At 40.4% G+C, this 17,262-nt stretch carries 17 protein-coding genes and 1 riboswitch; of the genes, 12 read left to right on the top strand and 5 right to left on the bottom strand.

The features are described from left to right. Positions 1 to 275 precede the first annotated feature (275 nt). Together LC653_RS11530 and LC653_RS11525 are read left to right on the top strand one after the other, a co-directional pair. Positions 276 to 2,633, top strand: coding sequence for a tetratricopeptide repeat protein (locus LC653_RS11530; protein WP_229494605.1), 2,358 nt, complete (start codon positions 276 to 278; stop codon positions 2,631 to 2,633). Between the two features lie 271 nt (positions 2,634 to 2,904). Further along, positions 2,905 to 3,447 (top strand): Uma2 family endonuclease, encoded by a 543-nt coding sequence (locus LC653_RS11525; protein WP_229494604.1) that lies wholly within the window; start codon positions 2,905 to 2,907, stop codon positions 3,445 to 3,447. A gap of 76 nt (positions 3,448 to 3,523) precedes the next feature. On the opposite strand, the gene LC653_RS11520 is transcribed toward LC653_RS11525, so the two are convergent. Further along, on the bottom strand, positions 3,524 to 4,321 hold the full coding sequence (locus LC653_RS11520; RefSeq protein WP_229494603.1) for a class I SAM-dependent methyltransferase: 798 nt from the start codon (positions 4,319 to 4,321) through the stop codon (positions 3,524 to 3,526). Positions 4,322 to 4,567: 246 nt separating this feature from the next. Here LC653_RS11520 and LC653_RS11515 point away from each other — a divergent pair, with 246 nt between their 5' ends. Next, complete coding sequence (locus tag LC653_RS11515; protein WP_229494602.1) at positions 4,568 to 5,314, top strand: DUF561 domain-containing protein; 747 nt, start codon at positions 4,568 to 4,570, stop codon at positions 5,312 to 5,314. A 98-nt stretch (positions 5,315 to 5,412) separates the two neighbouring features. On the opposite strand, the gene LC653_RS11510 is transcribed toward LC653_RS11515, so the two are convergent. Next, a complete protein-coding gene (locus LC653_RS11510; RefSeq protein WP_229494601.1) occupies positions 5,413 to 6,561 on the bottom strand; it encodes a DegT/DnrJ/EryC1/StrS family aminotransferase in 1,149 nt (382 codons plus the stop codon). 327 nt (positions 6,562 to 6,888) lie between these two features. Between LC653_RS11510 and LC653_RS11505 the strand changes: the two genes are divergently transcribed. The 3 genes from LC653_RS11505 (at position 6,889) to LC653_RS11495 (ending at position 8,800) form a co-directional block, all read left to right on the top strand. After that, positions 6,889 to 7,665: an ABC transporter permease gene (locus LC653_RS11505; RefSeq protein WP_229494638.1), complete on the top strand. Its 777-nt coding sequence runs from the start codon at positions 6,889 to 6,891 to the stop codon at positions 7,663 to 7,665. 169 nt (positions 7,666 to 7,834) lie between these two features. Further along, positions 7,835 to 8,446 (top strand): hypothetical protein, encoded by a 612-nt coding sequence (locus LC653_RS11500; RefSeq protein WP_229494600.1) that lies wholly within the window; start codon positions 7,835 to 7,837, stop codon positions 8,444 to 8,446. A 204-nt stretch (positions 8,447 to 8,650) separates the two neighbouring features. Further along, a complete protein-coding gene (locus LC653_RS11495; protein ID WP_229494599.1) occupies positions 8,651 to 8,800 on the top strand; it encodes a hypothetical protein in 150 nt (49 codons plus the stop codon). 12 nt (positions 8,801 to 8,812) lie between these two features. Here the strand turns inward: LC653_RS11495 and LC653_RS11490 are convergent, their stop codons facing one another. Beyond that, positions 8,813 to 10,549 carry a hypothetical protein gene (locus LC653_RS11490; protein ID WP_229494598.1) on the bottom strand — a complete coding sequence of 579 codons (1,737 nt, stop codon included), beginning with the start codon at positions 10,547 to 10,549 and terminating at the stop codon, positions 8,813 to 8,815. 646 nt (positions 10,550 to 11,195) lie between these two features. Here LC653_RS11490 and LC653_RS11485 point away from each other — a divergent pair. Both LC653_RS11485 and LC653_RS11480 read left to right on the top strand, forming a co-directional pair. Next, positions 11,196 to 12,422 (top strand): succinate--CoA ligase subunit beta, encoded by a 1,227-nt coding sequence (locus LC653_RS11485; protein WP_229494597.1) that lies wholly within the window; start codon positions 11,196 to 11,198, stop codon positions 12,420 to 12,422. A gap of 288 nt (positions 12,423 to 12,710) precedes the next feature. Next, a complete protein-coding gene (locus LC653_RS11480) occupies positions 12,711 to 13,592 on the top strand; it encodes a succinate--CoA ligase subunit alpha (RefSeq protein WP_229494596.1) in 882 nt (293 codons plus the stop codon). 86 nt (positions 13,593 to 13,678) lie between these two features. Here the strand turns inward: LC653_RS11480 and LC653_RS46185 are convergent, their stop codons facing one another. Then, positions 13,679 to 13,807, bottom strand: a complete 129-nt coding sequence (locus LC653_RS46185) for a hypothetical protein (RefSeq protein ID WP_267923017.1) — start codon at positions 13,805 to 13,807, stop codon at positions 13,679 to 13,681. A gap of 537 nt (positions 13,808 to 14,344) precedes the next feature. Between LC653_RS46185 and LC653_RS11475 the strand changes: the two genes are divergently transcribed. From LC653_RS11475 to LC653_RS11460, 4 genes are read left to right on the top strand one after another with little or no spacing between them, the layout of a single operon-like run. After that, the gene (locus LC653_RS11475) at positions 14,345 to 15,109 is read left to right on the top strand and encodes a hypothetical protein (protein ID WP_229494595.1); all 765 of its coding nucleotides are present in this window, start codon (positions 14,345 to 14,347) and stop codon (positions 15,107 to 15,109) included. Further along, a complete protein-coding gene (locus LC653_RS11470) occupies positions 15,109 to 15,585 on the top strand; it encodes a DUF2726 domain-containing protein (RefSeq protein ID WP_229494594.1) in 477 nt (158 codons plus the stop codon). The genes LC653_RS11475 and LC653_RS11470 overlap by 1 nt, the downstream gene beginning before the upstream one ends. A gap of 8 nt (positions 15,586 to 15,593) precedes the next feature. Then, positions 15,594 to 15,908: a DUF6888 family protein gene (locus LC653_RS11465; RefSeq protein ID WP_229494593.1), complete on the top strand. Its 315-nt coding sequence runs from the start codon at positions 15,594 to 15,596 to the stop codon at positions 15,906 to 15,908. Then, positions 15,905 to 16,120, top strand: coding sequence for a DUF6887 family protein (locus LC653_RS11460; RefSeq protein WP_229494592.1), 216 nt, complete (start codon positions 15,905 to 15,907; stop codon positions 16,118 to 16,120). Before LC653_RS11465 ends, LC653_RS11460 begins: the two co-directional genes overlap by 4 nt. A 41-nt stretch (positions 16,121 to 16,161) precedes the next feature. Here the strand turns inward: LC653_RS11460 and LC653_RS11455 are convergent, their stop codons facing one another. Next, positions 16,162 to 17,124, bottom strand: coding sequence for an RNA-guided endonuclease InsQ/TnpB family protein (locus LC653_RS11455; protein WP_229494591.1), 963 nt, complete (start codon positions 17,122 to 17,124; stop codon positions 16,162 to 16,164). A 34-nt stretch (positions 17,125 to 17,158) separates the two neighbouring features. Further along, positions 17,159 to 17,255, top strand: a riboswitch (TPP riboswitch). Positions 17,256 to 17,262: the final 7 nt, after the last annotated feature.

Here is a 17,262-nt window from a genome sequence, read left to right as displayed (position 1 = left end):
ATGAGTCATTAATATCGGACAGTAACAAGTAATATCTGTGATTTACTAAGCTTGCAGTAGTAACGCTCTCTAAATCTCTCCTCAACCACCTTTTATTGGCGCTTAACTTAACTTCGCCTGTATTAATTACAAGAGTAATACAGTCCAGAATGCTTTGCAGTCGGATAAAGTGAATCCCCTACCGAGTAGGAAAAAGTATTTTGTAGTATGGCGGGTAGGAAGAAGTAGTAAAAATATCGTTATAATGAATTACAAATGATACATCAAGTTAGCAAATGGGTGTAGAAGAAGCCTTAGAGTTTGTAGATAACTTGGTTTTTCTCAAGACGGGAGAACATTTAGATAAAACTCAAAGGATTATCTTGAGTCATTTGTGGGAGGATGAAAAGCGGACTTACCAGCATATCGCCAACAACCTTCGTTATACAGAAGCGCATTTAAAAGCAGTTGGTGCAGAACTTTGGCATCTACTATCAAAAGTGCTAGGAGAGAAAGTCTCAAAATCAACCTTCCAAGGAGTGGTTCAGAGGTTTAGAACAACTCAACAGTCGCAAAAAATCCCCGATATTCCAAATCTAGTGGGGAATGACGCTAAACCCCAAGATTTAGATTCTAACTTCGTGGGGCGCGATCGCCAAATAGCCGAACTCCACACCTTAGTCAGTCGGGGAGAAAAAGTCATCCTCATCCAGGGTGAAGGTGGTGTTGGCAAAACTAGATTAGCACGCAAATATTTTAAAAGTCAAAAATTTAATTTTGTCCTAGAACTGTGGATGGCCACAGAAATCCAAAACCTTACTCCTGTAGAGAGTGTGGTTGAAGAATGGCTACGGCGATACTTTAACGAAGAACCGGGAGGAGACTTTGGTATCAGCTTAGAACGACTAAGGCGCAAACTCCGAGAACAAACATCTAAAATTGGGGTATTTATCGATAATCTAGAAACTGCTCTCGATAAAAATGGTAAGTTCCTAGAATATCGTCGCCCTTATGTTGAGCTATTAAGAGTATTAGCAGATTCGGATGTGCATTCAGTTACTTTAGTAACAAGTCGTGAGCGTTTGCGGGAGTCTAGTGTAGAGGTTTATCTCTATCCGCTCGAAGGTTTAGATGATGAAGCATGGCGAGAGTTTTTCAACAGTTGCCACATTAATTGTGATTGTACTATTCTCAGTGAAATGTGCAGAGCTTATGGAGGTAACGCCAAAGCCATGCAAATTCTCCGAGGAGCAATATTGACAGATTTTTCTGGTGATATACATGCCTATTGGCAGGAAAACTGTACAGATTTATTAATAGAAAGAGAGTTAAAAGATTTAGTCGCCAGTCAATTTAACCGTCTCCAAAAAAATGACTTAGAAGCCTATCGTCTCCTGTGTCGTTTAGGATGCTATCGTTATCAAGATATTCCTTCATTACCTATTGAGGGAGTTTTATGTTTGCTTTGGGATGTACCAGAACAAAAACGTAGAGGTATAATTAAAGCTCTGCAAGATTTGTCTTTAATAGAAGCAAAAAAAGGACAATACTGGCTGCATCCGGTAATTCGTGATGAAGCGATTAGTAGATTAAGGTTAGTCAGTGAAGAATGGGAATTAGTAAACCGAAAAGCCGCAGAATGTTGGACGCAACGAGTTACAGCTATCAAAGATATCACAGATGCATTAACCGCTTTAGAAGCTTATTATCACTATGTAGAAATTAGTGATTTTGAGCAAGCTGGTGATGTAATTTTACAAGGGCGAGGTAAACAGTGGAGTATAGGTTTGCCTTTGGGTTGCTCGTTCTACCAACTGGGACTGCTCCAGAAAAACTTCTCTGTAATTAAACGGATAATAGACGATATAAAATCGCAAGAAAGGCTAATTAGACTTTACAATATACTTGGCTATACATATCGAATTATCGGTTGCATTAGAGAAGCTATAGAATGCTATGAGAAATCAGAAGAAGTATTAGGCAAATTAGATGTCAAGCAAACAAAAATATCTATTTTGTTCAATACTGGGCTTTGTAAACTTGAATTATGGGAAATAGAAGCAGCCGAAGATTGTTTCAATTCTGTTTGTAGCCTTGCTGAACAAAATAGCAACCTTGATGATTATATGACTTATGCTCAATGCTGTCTAGCTTTGATAAAATCACGCTCTGGTAGCAGAGAAGATGCTTTTGGTCTTGCTGAAGTTGCCTTTTCTGCCATGTCATCATCAACTAGAGTAACTTTATGGGGAATAGGGCATAGTTTAGTAACTCTCTGCATAACTTATAAAAATTTAGGTAATCTAAAAAAATCCTTTGAGTTGTGCCAACAAGCTATATTTCATTCTGAACAAAACAACTTTACCCAAATTAAGGCTAAAGCTATAAGTTGTCTGGCTGAACTTTTTCGAGAACAGAGAGAATTTGCCAGAGCAATTTTTCATCATTCAGAAGCAATAGAAATTCTTGATAAAATTGGTGCTAAATCAGACTTAGCTGAAGCTTATTATCAGTTGGCATTGACTCATAAAAAAATGGGTAAAATTGCTCAAAGTCGGGAAAGTTTTGTGCAAGCAATCGCACTTTTTAATGAAATGCAAGCACCCAAGCAAGTTGATAAAGTTCAAACAGCAATGGAGTTTTTTGGAAAATAAGCAATAATATTCGATTTGAATGCTTATTCCTATTTATATTTTTTCATCTTTAGCCTAAATACCCGTTACAGAACTTAATTACGAATTACGAATTACGAATTACGAATTACGAATTGTTTTAACCATATACAGCAAAACATAGGAAGTCTTTGGAGTGACAGGTTTGGCGATGACTGGGGAATTCATAGGGCGATCGCTCCTGGAGAGGTCTATAAGTATTACGGTATAGTAATTCTAGGCAAAATAAAGCGATCGCTCCTAGAGAGGTGTTATGTCCCTAACTCTTGAAGACTTGGAACAAATGCAGCAACAGCATCCCGACTTTCGCATGGAACTAGTCAAGGGTAATATTATTGTTATGAGTCCATCAGGATACGAATCAGATGAGGTCGCAGCCGCGATGATTGCCCAGTTATCTAACTGGGTTAGACCGCGCAAACTGGGACGAACAGCAGCTTCTAGCGCCGGTTTCAGGTTGCCTAATTCCGATTTGCGTGCACCGGACGCCTCATTTGTTATAGCCGAACGCTTGCGTCGCAGTCCGAAGTCTTTTGCTCAATTGGCTCCCGATTTGACTGTAGAGGTGAAGTCCCCTAGCGATAATTTAGAAGATTTGAGAGCCAAAATTCAAGAGTTTCTGAGTTTGGGAACTAAGGTAGGAATTTTGCTCAATCCAGATGAGCGGATTGTTGAACTTTACAACTTTGGACAAGAAGCAATAATACTTCGTGATGGCGATATTTTAACAGTTCCCGAACTGCTCCCAGGATGGGAAGTACCAATTGCAGATTTGTGGCCTCCAGAATTTGACTAGGATAGTGATGAAAAAGAAGGAGAAAGGGAACCCCATATTTAAAAATAGGGATCTAAATCGCCGTTATAAAACTTAATTACGAATTACGAATTACTTTCTGGAGTTTAAAAACTACCGAATAGGGACGTGTTTTGGAATTAAAGAGTTTCTGGTCGTTTTCTGCAAGATGATATCGCTCTGGGGTAATTCTTGGTTCTTCAAATTCGTCCACAGAAAAACCTGCTACCTTGAAAGCTTTCCAGTAATCGGAAAGAGGACGGTGAAACCAGATAAATGGTGTTGTAAAATGGTTCCAAGGTTGGTCGTTGCGTTGTGTCCTTTCAAAATAAGAAGAAGGCCAACTATAAAAAACTGTCCCATCCTCACTTACACTCGTCGAGTTGCCTTGGGGAAAGCAAGGATGTGAGAACACAAGGATTGCAATACCACTAGGCTTGAGAACACGATTGAATGCCCTGATTGCTCCTTCGAGATCAAGCAAATCCATGAGAACATAATTCGAGATGATCATATCAAATTGCTCATCTGCAAGCGACTTGAGTTCAGTGCATGAATCCAAATGAAAATCTATATCTAGATTATTTTGGCTAGCTCTGAATTGGGCAATTTCTATCATCTTAGGTGAAAAATCTATACCAGTTACACTGGCCCCTTTAAGGCAAAGCTGGCGTGCTAAATATCCTGTGCCACAACCAGCATCGAGAACAGACAATCCTGCAACATTACCAGCGAAACTCCATAGTACTGGATCTGAGTTTAGAATTCGATTGCTGTCGCCATCGTTGCCAACTTGAATATCCCAGTCTCTAGCTCTATTATCCCAGAGTTCAAGTATTTCTTTATCGTCAAAGTTTGCCATTATTTCTTCAGTCATATCTTCCTCCTGAAAAGAATAACTTAATTATTTTTACATAGAAATATGCTAAAGTTTTACTGTATTTAATACCTAGCTGAATTGTAAGAGTAAACTCCAAGAGCAAAATTTTACAATATAGCGATCGCTAATCCGAGAAAAAAGGATAAAACTATCAAAATTTGGCAACTGCGATAGTGATTTAGTCCCTGATCAACTGAGGGAAGGTAGAATATACCTAATTTTCGTAGCTTCAAAAGCCAAACTATGACGATGCATTCTCCACTCCAACGTGCATTTACTAACCGCCGCGTCCTGAAAGTGATTAGCGGCTTGAATAACTTCGACGCCGCTAGCGTCGCTGCTACTGTTAAAGCTGCTGAATTTGGCGGTGCTACTTTTGTCGATATCGCCGCCGATGCTGCTTTAGTTCAGCTAGCTAAAAGTTTGACAAATTTACCGATTTGTGTATCGGCAGTAGAACCAGAGAAATTTGTGCAAGCTGTGGCAGCTGGTGCTGATTTAATTGAAATCGGGAATTTCGATTCCTTCTATGCCCAAGGACGCCGCTTTGAGGCTCCCGAAGTACTAGCGCTGACTAAGCAAACCCGCGCTCTCCTCCCGGAAATCACCCTATCTGTCACCGTTCCCCACATTCTGGAACTAGATCAACAGGTGCAGTTAGCAGAAGAACTGGTGAAAGCTGGAGCAGATATTATCCAAACCGAAGGCGGTACTAGCAGTAACCCAGTTCACCCTGGAACTCTAGGATTAATTGAAAAAGCTGCTCCCACCTTGGCAGCAGCTTTTGAGATTTCCCGTGTGGTGTCAGTACCAGTATTGTGTGCTTCAGGCATTTCTAACGTTACCGCACCATTAGCGATCGCGGCTGGTGCTGCTGGTGTTGGTGTTGGTTCCGCCATCAACCAACTCAATAGCGAAGTGGCAATGATTGCTGCTGTGCGTGGCTTAGTAGAAGCCTTAGCAACTGCTAACAACCGAGCGATCGCTTAGTTTTTAATGGGGAGTGGGGAGTGGGGAGTGGTGAATATTAAAATTCCCTATTCCCTATTCAGTACAGACGCGATTAATCGCGTCTCTACCTACTCCCCTCACCCCAAACAATCCTTCAACGCATAAATCACCTGATCTTGCTGTTGTTGTGTCAGTTCTGGGTACATAGGCAAGGATATAACCTCATGACAAGCTTGCTCTGCTATTGGCAAGTCCCCAATTTGATAGCCCAGACTTTGATAAACTGGTTGTAAATGTAAAGGGTGGGGATAGTAAATCATTGAACTTACGCCCTGTTCTTGCAATTGACTACGCACCCAATCTCGATATTTGGCGCTAGAACCATTTCGCCCTTCGCCTGATATGCGAATAGTGTATTGATTCCATACCCCAACACCCTCAGGTAATTCTTGCGGTGGGACGATTCCCGGAACTTGACTAAGGAACTGATAGTAATAGTTGGCGATATCTCGTCGGCGATCATTCCAAATATCTAAATAACGTAGCTTAATCTGCAAAATAGCTGCTTGGAGAGCATCCAAACGGCTATTTACACCGATTTCTTCATGTAAATATCTAATTCTACTGCCATGATCTCGTAATATTCGCAGTTTAGTGGCGATCGCAGGGTCATTAGTCGTTATTGCCCCGCCATCGCCGCAACCACCAAGATTTTTGGTAGGGTAGAAACTAAAGCAACCAATATGTCCAATGCTTCCTACTTTTTCATTAGCCCAGATTGCGCCTGTAGACTGAGCGCAATCTTCAATTATTGACAAATTGTGAGACTGAGCGATCGCCATCAATGATGTCATATCCACAGGTTGTCCAAATAGGTGAACCGGGATAATCGCTTTGGTTTTGGGTGTAATCGCCGCCGCTACTTGCTCCACATCCAAATTAAACGTAGTAGCGTCAATATCAATGAAAACAGGCTTTGCACCCACGGCGCTAATTACTTCAGATGTAGCAATAAAGGTGAAAGGCGTTGTAATCACTTCATCGCCTGCACCAATTTCCAACACTCTTAACGCTAAGTAGAGCGCATCAGTACCAGAATTACAAGCCACACATTCAGTAACAGTATTATAAGCAGCAAACTGTTGCTCAAAGCCTTCGACTAAGGGGCCACCGATATAGCGACCAGAAGCCAGAACCTCTAAGACAGCTGCACTTACTTCTGCTTCGATGGTGGTGTATTGCTGCTTGATATCAAAGGCAGGGATAGGATTTACACTTTGGATCATGAGTTCTTATTTTATTGGGAGATACAAAGGATGCACTTCGAGAGTCAATTTTTGCTAATTGAATTATTAATCAAAAAGGAGCTACTAAAAGACTATTGCCCAAGATACGCATCTATTAGGGTTTTTACTTAAATTGTGGCGCTATAAACTACCGCACATTTAATTTACAGATAGTAGGCATACTAGGTGTTTGCCATGTTTAAGGTTGTACCATTTTTGAATTTTGAATTGATGAAGGTGATATATCAACCAAGATCCGACACATCGGCTCAAAGTTCCAGGTGTGTGGGCTGCTTTGAGAAGAAAATACTAGGAGATAGAGAACCCATGCAGGATCTGATCAAGCTGGATTTCGTAGATTTAGCTATTGCTGTGGGATTCATGGCGATCGCCATTGGTTTATCTGCCTGGGAAAAATTAGGACTAGAGTTAAACTTAGCCCTTGCTACTGGGAGAACCATCTTACAACTACTTGTATTGGGATACATTTTAGATTTCATCTTGGCTTTGGACAATGCTTGGGCAGTTTTGGCGATATTAACAATAATGCTGACAATTACGGCGATTGTCGCACGAAATCGCGTTACTCCAAAAATTCCTTATGTATTGCCTTTGGTGTGGGGTGCAATTTTAATTAGTACCGCCCTGACAGTGCTTTACACCAACTTCTTGATTGTTCAACCAGACAGATGGTATGAACCACAGTATGTAATTCCTCTGGCAGGGATAGTCTTAGGTAATGCTACCAATGCAGCTGCGATCGCAGGCGAACGTCTTGTCAGCACCATTAATTCCAGCCATCTCGAAATAGAAACCCATTTGAGCTTAGGCGCAACGCCCCAGCAAGCAGTTAGCCAGTATCGCAAAGATGCCATCAGAGCCGGATTGATTCCGACTCTCAATCAAATGCTCCTCATCGGTATGGTGGCAATACCAGGAATTACCACCGGACAGTTACTAGCTGGTGTCAAACCTCTGGATGCTGTATCCTACGAAATTTTGATTATATTCATGGTGGCTTTTGCTAACTTGTTGACAACAGTTTTAGTCACGAAGGGGTTGTGTCGTCAATTTTTTAATTCCGCCGCGCAGTTGGTGAGGTGAAGAGTTAATCTACAATCCAAAAGTATTTCATCATCAAATGAGGTACATCATAGCCCCCTCCTCGCTTGCGGGGAGGGGGTTGGGGGTGGGGTTCTTGTATTAACTCAACTGAGAACCGCTATACCTGTGTTTAGATAATGACAGAGTTTTTAATAAAAGGTAAATTAAAATGGCATTTAGTAATTACAAAAGTATTAGCGCAGTAATTAAAAAATTTCAAATCAAATATGTACAGTCTAATTTTCTACTGGAAGTAGATTTTCCAGTTAAACAATCTTTCAAAGAAGAATTAGATTTGCTATTTACAGATGGAGTTATTGATAATTCTGAAGATGCTATTTGTGAAAATCTCATTTATCCAGTATTGAAAGAAGTATGGAAAAATTACCGAAGTAAATTAACACTTTGGAGTCATGAAACATTAGCTTACGATGAAGATTTATCAGGCGTTCCAGATTATACGGTAACACAGCGAAATCCTCTGGGTACGATTGTTTTTGATAAACCTTATTTTTTGACGGTTGAAGCTAAACAAGACAAATTTGAAGAAGGCTGGGGTCAGTGTTTAGCTGAAATGCTCGCAGTACAGCGAATTAATGATGATTTTGCTAGCGATATTTTTGGGATTGTTTCTAACGGTAAAATATGGCAATTTGGAAAATTGATTGCTGATGTGTTTACTCGGAATAGAAATTTGTATGTAATTCAAGATTTAGATAAATTATTTGCGGCGGTTAATTATATTTTTCAACAATGTGAATTAAAAATACAAAAAGAATAACATAGTGTCATCTCCCGATGAAATTAGAGTGATTCTTTGTTTGATTTTCCCCTTTATAACCCTTAAAACCCTATGATATAACAACTCAATATAATAGTTTTGTAGCAAGTGTAGTTTCAATGGAAGCACTCAGGCGGCCAGGTAGAGACGATCAATAATCTATGTAATCAAGTTATCTTTGTAGTGAGGTATTATGGCTTAAGTATGCCAACCCTAGCTTCATCAAATCCTCCAGAAGTCCAGCAATATGTAGCTGGTTTTCAGGCAGTAAATAATCTGACAGATAATCATATTCAAATGCTCCAGGTTCACTATGATGCACCTGAACAAACAATAACTGCAAATAACTCCTAACTCCTAACTTTTCTATCCGCCTAAAGTCCGCGTATAAATTACCTGACCTTGGGAATCATAGAGGAAAAGGGACAGGCTGGCATTGTCACTAATTACAGCTAGGGCTTCCCGTAAGATTTGCAAGTGATTGGTAACGTCAACAGCAGTCTCCGAGTTCTCAGAATAAGGATTAGCCAAGTTATTTTGCCTTATTTGGTCATACTCAGGGGTTAGCCGGACAATAATTCCTGCATTGTCTATGCTAAATGTGCAAATCCGAATTCCATTAATACAGGTTTTATTCAGGTCGGTGCGGCTTTGTTGCAAACTACTAACCACTTGTAGTTTTTCTTGTGCTTGTTTGAGAGCTGCTGAATAGGGTTCTATGAGAGACTGAGCCTGAGTGTAGTACAAACTATCTTGGGAAATCCGTTTAGCAGTTTGCAAAGCCTGATCCCAGTATGTCGCTGCTGCAAGCCATTGATTTTGTTGCTCATATACTTTAGCTTGCTTGGCAGTGCTAACGGCTTGTTGGTAGGCTTTAACAGCTAATCGTTCTTTAGTAGCGCGATCGCGTGCCGCTACTAACTTAGGTTTATAATCTACCAACAGCTTTTCGGCTTCTTGGTATCCAGGGTTAGTTAGGGGAATGCTATTCAAGGCATTAATGGCCACCAGCCAAGTAGACTGCACCTTTTGCCAGTCATTCAAAGATTTAGCAGTAGCTTCCCGCTTCTCGGCTGCATTAGCCACAGCTTTTGCTGCCGTTAGTTTTTTAAGCCATTTTTCTTCCGTAACTATCTGCTGATTGACAGCTTGCAAACGGACACGATAATTAAGTAATTTTCCTTGCACCAGCCCATAGAGTTCACTACTGGAAGTTATAGTTTCTAGTGGCGCTATAGCCTGTCGCCATAAGTGTTGCCTAGCTTGTAATTCCTCTAGGCTATATGCAGGAGTTTGAACTTTTTGTGTCGCCAAAGATGCCGTCTGCAAAGCCTTGACCACCTGGCCGATTTTTTCTGACCGTCCAGACAAACTTGCTTTTAGTTCTTCTGACACCTGGTGACGAGGCGACCAACTAGGAATTGTGTTCAAAGCTGTACTGGCTGCCGCAAATTGTTGTTGTACAGCTACTAATTCTTTTTCAGACTTGGCGCGGCGCATCAGTTGCGGGGATTTTGTTTTTAATTGCTCGGCATTTTGTATTTCTTTACACTCAGACATCACACAAGGGCGAGTCAATAAGTAAGCACCACCGCCTAAGACTACAATTCCCACCAAAGCTACACCCAGTAAGATGAGTTTAATTTGAGATGCTGGCTTTGAAGTCGGCAAATTCGGCGCATCTGCAAACGGGTCAAACAGTTCCTCCTCAGCCTCATCGATTGATGGAGAATAGGTCAGAGCTGATGAAGAAATGGTAGAAAAGTATTGCCCTCCTGCTCCCCCTGCTCCCCATTCCCCCGTCTGCTTCAGAGCCAAGAAACATTTCGCATAAGGGAGTTGTTCACCAAAAACTCTAAGGAAGCATTGCACTCGCTGCTCTCTATGGGGTGCTAGAGACAGAAGTACTTCCTCAATTACTGCAAAGATTATCTGAGCATCAACTATTACATCTGATTCGTGTTGCGTTAAAATCATTAGCTCGTCTTTATTGACGGCACACTTAACCTCGAAGACTTTAGCCGTTGAGACTTCTACAAGTAATTCTTCCTGCAAAGTTTTGGCTAAAAGCTGTAAATCTTCCTGCTGGACTGCTACTTTCATAGAGCTTTCCCGCTTAATTTCTATATTGTTTTGATTATGTTTAGGAGAATGAAAAGAACTTTTTAGGTTTGTTGAATGCAAATGCACAGTTTAACCAACCACAGCCTGAAAATCTGAACGACCAACGTTCTAACACAGATTCGGACTTTTCACCAAAAATAAAAAAAGCAATTATTGTTCGCGTCGTTACATTTTCATAGTGCCAGATGCAAAATTAAATTATCTGTCTTTAGATGTAAATTACAAATAAAAAATGGGAATAATAGAATTTTTGAGGATTTTAACTGCATTATTTCGGGACAATAAAATACACAGGAGCTAATGCTCTGCAAAATTCTAGTTGCACAGTTGTGACAAATTTATCCATTGGTTAAGGAAACGATGCTAAGTCAGAGGGTTTTGACAGAAATGGTAGTTATCTTCTATGCTAGGAAACTTACTGAAGAAATAAATTACATGTTGTGACTCTAGCACCAACAGGTTGGCTATCAAAATTAATGTGCCTCATTTGGTGAATTCGATAAAATTGATCTGTGAAAAATAAATTTTTATAGCTGCCAAAAGCTTAATTCTAAAATAAAAGTGCTGCAAAATATTAAGACAGCACTAAGCAAAGGCTGGGAAAGTGTGAATACAAGGTGTATCAATGGATTTATTAGAGTATCAAGTTAAAGAATGGTTTGGCAAGATAGGCATTCCTGTATTGCCTTCCCAACGAATTGACCATCCTACAGATTTGAAACGTTTAAAAATTCGCTTTCCAATTGTACTGAAATCTCAAGTACATGGAGCGGAACGGGCAAAAGCAGGTGGAGTCAGGTTTGCGGAGACTACAATTGATGCGATCGCAGCTGCTCAAAATATCTTTAATTTACCAATATGGGGCGAGTTGCCAGAAGTTGTGCTGGCAGAATCTCAATACGACGCCAACCAGGAATTTTATCTCGCGGTGGTTTTAGATACTGCTGTTTGCCGACCAGTACTTTTAGGTTGCAAGGAAGCAGACATTGATTGGGAATCTGCTGGGGAAAGAATGCACCATGTTGTCGTGGAACAGGAATTCTCGCCATTTTATGCCCGCCGACTGGCTTTGAAAATGGGTTTGCAGGGGACGCTGATGCAGTCGGTAAGCAGCGTTGTCCAGAAGATGTACCAGTTATTTGTGCAAAAAGACCTGGATTTAGTTGAAATCAATCCGTTGGCAGTCAGTGCTACTGGTCAAGTTATGGCTCTTAATGGTAAAGTCAGGGTCAACGAACGGTCGATCAAGCGTCATCCCGACCTCGCTGAAATGGCGGCAAAAATCATCAGCCGTCATCCGAGTACTGAAATAAATGGTATATTGGGTGACTGGGATGGCGTGAAAATGCACGGTAAAATCGGTATTTTAGGTAATGGCACTGGTTCAGTAATGGCAACTTTGGATTTAGTCGCTAATGCTGGTGGCAATCCAGGTGTTTGTTTGAATCTACGTCATGCTTACCTCACAGATACTAAACCAACTACTTTCTGCGATCGCCTAGAGACAGGTTTAAAAATCCTGGAGGCTGATAACAGCATTCAAGTAATATTAATTAACTTTCTGGGTAGCATTCCTCAAACTGAAGAAGTAGTTGAAGTTATAGCCAGAGTTGTGCAGCAAGAGAACAGCGAACTTAAATCACAGGTTGTCCATTCTAATGGTAGTAAAAGTCGGCGAGAGCAGAATTTTTCACCCTTGGTTGTCCGTCTTGCTGGTTCTGAATTTGATGCTGCTAGAAAGTATTTAGCAACACTAAAAACCCACAGCAATGCGCTCCTCGTGGTAGAAAATTTAGATGAGGCAGTAGCGGCAGCAGTTCGTCTGGCTAAACCAACGGCTAATAAGAGGTAGTGAGTGTTACTTTGTTCAAATTCAAAAATTATTAATTTTTACTGCAAAGCGTAAATTTTTGAATTAAACACCCAAAACAAGTAAGCACTAACTTTTGGAAACTAACTAATAGTGCATTCCAACTTAATATTTCTACCTAGAGGTGGGTTTTCCGAGTTTTGGAACACTCAGCCTCAAGGCTAGTTTTTGGAATTTCGGTAAAAATTAAATCAATACGACACTGTAAATATGTCGTTTTTATGCCCAGTGGTCTAAGGCACTGGGTTGCCAAACTTACGGTAATTTTTTATGAACCTAACGCCAGATAGCAAAGTGTTAATTCAAGGCTTTTGTGAATTTATATCAGGCACTCATGTTGATCAAATGAAAGCTTATGGTACGAACTTGGTAGCCGGTGTCAATCCTGGATGTGGCGGACAGGAACTGCATGGACTGCCAGTATTTGACTTAGTAGAGGAGGTAATAGAACAATTTGGGGTAATTGACACAACAATTATCTGTGTAGATCCTTACGACGTGCTAGACGCGGCATTAGAAGCGATCGCATCTCATATTCGCCAGATAATTATTATCACTGCTGGCGTGCCACCTTTGGATATGGTGCAATTACTCCGCAAAGCCGAAGCCTGTGAAACTTTGGTAATCGGGCCAAATAGTCCGGGGATCATTGTGCCGGGAAAAATTCTCTTAGGTACTCAACCTAGCGAGTTTTATACTCCTGGGAGAGTGGGGATCGTTAGTCGTAGCAGCACCCTTACCTACGAAATCGCCTACGAATTAACGAAAGCAGGTTTGGGGCAGTCGATTAGTGTCAGTATTGGTAGTGATGCGATCGTCGGTTCCTCCTTTCTCCAATGGCTGCAAATTCTCGATGAGGATGAAACTACAGAGGCGATCGTTTTAGTTGGTCAACCTGGCGGTGGTAGTGAAGAAGCAGCAGCCCGGTACATTACTGAGGCAATTGATAAACCAGTAATTGCCTACATTGCAGGTAGACTTGCACCACCAGGAAAAACTTGGCGTCAAACTGGGACTTTAGCAACAGTTATCGGACGCGATCCTAATTTTGGCACAGCCCAAAGTAAATTAGCTGCTTTAAAAGAAGCGGAAGTTCCAGTCGCTGAACGTCCTTCTCAGATTCCAGAATTATTGAGAAAGGAGATTAGCTAATTACAAAAAGCGAAGCAATAATCGAGCTGCGTCTGCCAGTTCTAATGCATGAGAATGGCGATCGCCTCAAGGCAATGATAATTACATCAGCCATAATATAGTGATCGCTCAGGGGCAAATTTTCTTAGAGGAAAGTAGGCGATCGCCACACCGTAGACTTGTTCTGCTCTGTTTCTACTGATTTGACGAATGCTGACTGATTGATGTTTTCCCAAAGATCCCTACAATGCTGCCCCCTTTTTATCAGTCGAGAGTCTCCAAATGCTTTTTCCTCAACCAGTTGAGCGTGAACTCTTATTGGATTTTCCACTTTGTGCTAGACGCAAGCAACGCTTCTGGAGAATCGACCTCTACTCTAATTGGAGCAATCCTGTCAGAGCAAGCTGTTTCATAGATAGAAGAATCCCTGTACCTAAAGGTCAGGGAGTGTCAATTGGACTTGTTTATACACCGTAGGGTTTTGCGTAGTAAAACCTTCTTAGAGGTTTCTTTTACTCAGGTACAATTCGCGCAACTCAGCAATGGATGAGCCAAGTACAAATTCAAGGCGATCGCCCCATAATACCTGGTGGTTAAAAACTTTTGGTTGAAGGGCGTGAGGGTGCGATCGCCTTTCCCATAGCCATCAAGCTATGGAGATAATTAGCACTTCCAAGAAAATCCAAAAATATTATCTAAGACTATTGGATTATTTCAGAATTAGCGTTAAACTATTTCCATGAACCTTAGCCAAGGTTTTTGGTAATTAACTCATGTCAAAAATTATATACGATGTTATCCAGCGTTTTGAGGTAGAAAACGGCGTTCCCCGTTTGGTTTCAACAAATATTCAGGTGATTGAAGGCGGAGAAGATTTAATGTCTTTGGCTACCAATCTGCTGGATAAACTTGATTTTTATGACAAGTTTGAGGAGAAGCGAACATCTCAATACATAGGATATAAACTGAAAAATCCTAGAAAAGGAGCTAAACGTTATCAGCTTATTTTGGCTCAGAGAAAAGAAGGTTTATCCATTTCTATTCCTCAGGAGATATTAGAGCCATATTTGTTAAAGCTAAACTTTTCAATCAATTTTTTGACAAAAATGCCTGAATTGAAAAATGTAGTAACAATGTTTCAGGAAATATCTAAATTTTATTGGATAATACCTAGTCAAAAAAACGTTTTTTTTGATTTAACTAAAGAATATAGAGAAACTTTTAAAAGCCAAATTGCAGGAGATTTTGAATTAAATTTTGATGGCATAGCTTATAGGGAAGCAGAAAATGCTTATTCGGATTCTAAAATTCAGAATATTAATGATATGCAACTCATTGATATAATACAAAAAAAATATATAAGTAAACATCCACTTTCAAACTCTTTGGATAATAGTGACTGTTGCTTAAAAATTGGTAAAGGCGACATAGGTAAAGACAAGCTTTTTAATTATGCATATCAGGTAGCTATAAATTCAAAAGAAGTTTTAGAAGAATTTCTTAGTTATTTTGCAAAAATACTCATGGAGCAACAATAATGTCTCTCAAGGTCAAAAGGCTAGTTAATGCATACGAAGAAAGGATGCTAGAGTTTTTGCAAACTTGTGTAGATGATAGTTATAAAATTCATACACAGGTTAGCTTATCCCAATTTTGCGAACTAGATAACAGCATTGATTGGGAACTAAAAAAATTTTTCTTTAGCTCTAATGTGGATGCTTTAATAACAAACCATGATTATAAACCTTGTTTGGTTGTAGATTTTCAGTCTTCATATCATGACTCAGATGAAGCAAAAGAGCGCGATCGCAAGAAGGCAACTTTACTCGCTCTTGCAGAAGTTCCCTTACTTTATTCACGGGTGAAAGACTTTGGATTATTACATCTTTACTCTCAATCTGAAGAAGTAGTATGTAATTTATTTACAGGAAACCGACGAGAAAATGCCCAAGCCCTAATTAGAAAGTATTGCGAACAATCTTTTTCTTCTAATGTTCAAGTTACAGCTTGCTAAACCACAAGATGTTTGCACGCCAATCGCCATCAATGTCAGCGATGCCTCCGGCTGTAAACTACGCAAAATTAACAGACTATGGTATAGCTTTGCCTCGATTAAATTACTATAAAATATCAATAAGCTTTTATATCAAAGGAGCGGTTATCCTTCCAACAGCAGCACAAGGTCTAAAATGTGTCTACTTATGTCAATCATTGACTACAGCTTACTTACCCATCTACATAGTTCGTCTAGATGAGCGGACAGGAAACATATTCATCTTATCTGGCAACGAAATAGAAATTTTAATTAGTCGTGATGGAAATTGGCGATACCTATGACAAAACCAAACTTTGATGCTATGAGTGAAGCAGAATTACGCACCTATGTCTTGGAACATCGAGATGATCAAGAGGCTTTTTACGCATTTGCGGATCGTTTGACGGCAAAACCTCCCTCTGCGACTTATCCCGCATCAATGACTCCAGAAGAAATCCACAAGGCAGTATTAGATATTATTCAACAGAAACAGCGTAGGCGCAGCCCGTCGTAGACATCGCCAGACTCCGAAAAAACAGCTTGACACTCCCCATCTTAGGAGTACCTTGAAGATGGGGATTCTACATTCATCCTAGCTACTTGCTCTATCAGAGTTTCCCCAAATAGAGTAGAGGTCGCTAGTCCTGTAGCGTTACTTTCCGGATGCCCTCCGGTAGCTTGTTTGCCAATATTCAGAATGTTGATACTAGCATTATGATCCCTCTGCAAAACACAACCGCATTTACAAACATGGGTGCGAACTGACAAAGATTTTTTGACAGTTACACCACAACTACTGCATTTTTGGCTTGTGTATTGGGGAGGAACAGCAACTACAACAGTTCCAAATTTAATGGCGAAATATTCTAACCATTGACGAAACAGAGTCCAACCAACATCGTTAATTGACTTTGCAAGACAGTGATTTTTTACCAGCCCTTTCACGTTTAAATTTTCATAGGCTACTAAGGCGTTAGCCTTGCATACGTAGCGTCCCAGTCTCTTGGAATGCTCATTACGTTGCCTACTTACTTTTAAATGTTTACGGCTATATCTTGCTCTTGCTATCCGTCGTTGGTTTTTACCTTTCTCCTTTCTGTAAATCAGGCGTTGAGCGTGTTTAATACTTTTTTCAGTTTTCCTCAAGAACCTGGGATTAGGTTCATGGTGTCCGTTGGAATCAGAGTAAAAATGCTCTAACCCCACATCTAGTCCAATCTCGCCATCACCTATTCTTGCCTCTAAACTGACTTCTATATCCAAGCAGAATTGAACGTAAAAACCATCTGCACGTTTAACGATCCTGACTCGCTTAATGGATTTAAGCGGATATGTATGAATATCCCACTTCCCTAACAACTTGAGTTCACCAATACCTTTTTTATCAGTAAAGGTGATTCGTCTTTTAGTCTGATGTAAAGACCAAAATTGATTACAGATGTAATCGTCAATCGCCGCCTTACATCCCCACCCTGTAGAGGGATGGGGTATTACGGCGTTCTGATAAATTGTTAACACCCTTGCTCCCAGATATAACCAAGGTGGTACACTACATCAATGCTAGGGGTGCCTACATAACCAGGCTGAGATCACACCCTTAACACCTGAGTCTGGGTAATACCAGCGGAGGGAAGCTGTTTATTGAGGAATTACAAT

The sequence above is a fragment of the Nostoc mirabile CHAB5784 genome (assembly GCF_020829645.1).
Lineage (GTDB): Bacteria > Cyanobacteriota > Cyanobacteriia > Cyanobacteriales > Nostocaceae > Nostoc > Nostoc mirabile.
This window is presented reverse-complemented; position numbering and strand designations above follow the sequence as displayed.

Excerpts from the sequence above, each read along its gene's own strand:
- LC653_RS11530 (WP_229494605.1), top strand. The coding sequence starts at position 276 with ATGGGTGTAGAAGAAGCCTTAGAGTTTGTAGATAACTTGGTTTTTCTC.
- LC653_RS11525 (WP_229494604.1), top strand. The coding sequence starts at position 2,905 with ATGTCCCTAACTCTTGAAGACTTGGAACAAATGCAGCAACAGCATCCC.
- LC653_RS11520 (WP_229494603.1), bottom strand. The coding sequence starts at position 4,321 with ATGACTGAAGAAATAATGGCAAACTTTGACGATAAAGAAATACTTGAA.
- LC653_RS11515 (WP_229494602.1), top strand. The coding sequence starts at position 4,568 with ATGACGATGCATTCTCCACTCCAACGTGCATTTACTAACCGCCGCGTC.
- LC653_RS11510 (WP_229494601.1), bottom strand. The coding sequence starts at position 6,561 with ATGATCCAAAGTGTAAATCCTATCCCTGCCTTTGATATCAAGCAGCAA.
- LC653_RS11505 (WP_229494638.1), top strand. The coding sequence starts at position 6,889 with ATGCAGGATCTGATCAAGCTGGATTTCGTAGATTTAGCTATTGCTGTG.
- LC653_RS11500 (WP_229494600.1), top strand. The coding sequence starts at position 7,835 with ATGGCATTTAGTAATTACAAAAGTATTAGCGCAGTAATTAAAAAATTT.
- LC653_RS11495 (WP_229494599.1), top strand. The coding sequence starts at position 8,651 with ATGCCAACCCTAGCTTCATCAAATCCTCCAGAAGTCCAGCAATATGTA.
- LC653_RS11490 (WP_229494598.1), bottom strand. The coding sequence starts at position 10,549 with ATGAAAGTAGCAGTCCAGCAGGAAGATTTACAGCTTTTAGCCAAAACT.
- LC653_RS11485 (WP_229494597.1), top strand. The coding sequence starts at position 11,196 with ATGGATTTATTAGAGTATCAAGTTAAAGAATGGTTTGGCAAGATAGGC.
- LC653_RS11480 (WP_229494596.1), top strand. The coding sequence starts at position 12,711 with ATGAACCTAACGCCAGATAGCAAAGTGTTAATTCAAGGCTTTTGTGAA.
- LC653_RS11475 (WP_229494595.1), top strand. The coding sequence starts at position 14,345 with ATGTCAAAAATTATATACGATGTTATCCAGCGTTTTGAGGTAGAAAAC.
- LC653_RS11470 (WP_229494594.1), top strand. The coding sequence starts at position 15,109 with ATGTCTCTCAAGGTCAAAAGGCTAGTTAATGCATACGAAGAAAGGATG.
- LC653_RS11465 (WP_229494593.1), top strand. The coding sequence starts at position 15,594 with ATGTTTGCACGCCAATCGCCATCAATGTCAGCGATGCCTCCGGCTGTA.
- LC653_RS11460 (WP_229494592.1), top strand. The coding sequence starts at position 15,905 with ATGACAAAACCAAACTTTGATGCTATGAGTGAAGCAGAATTACGCACC.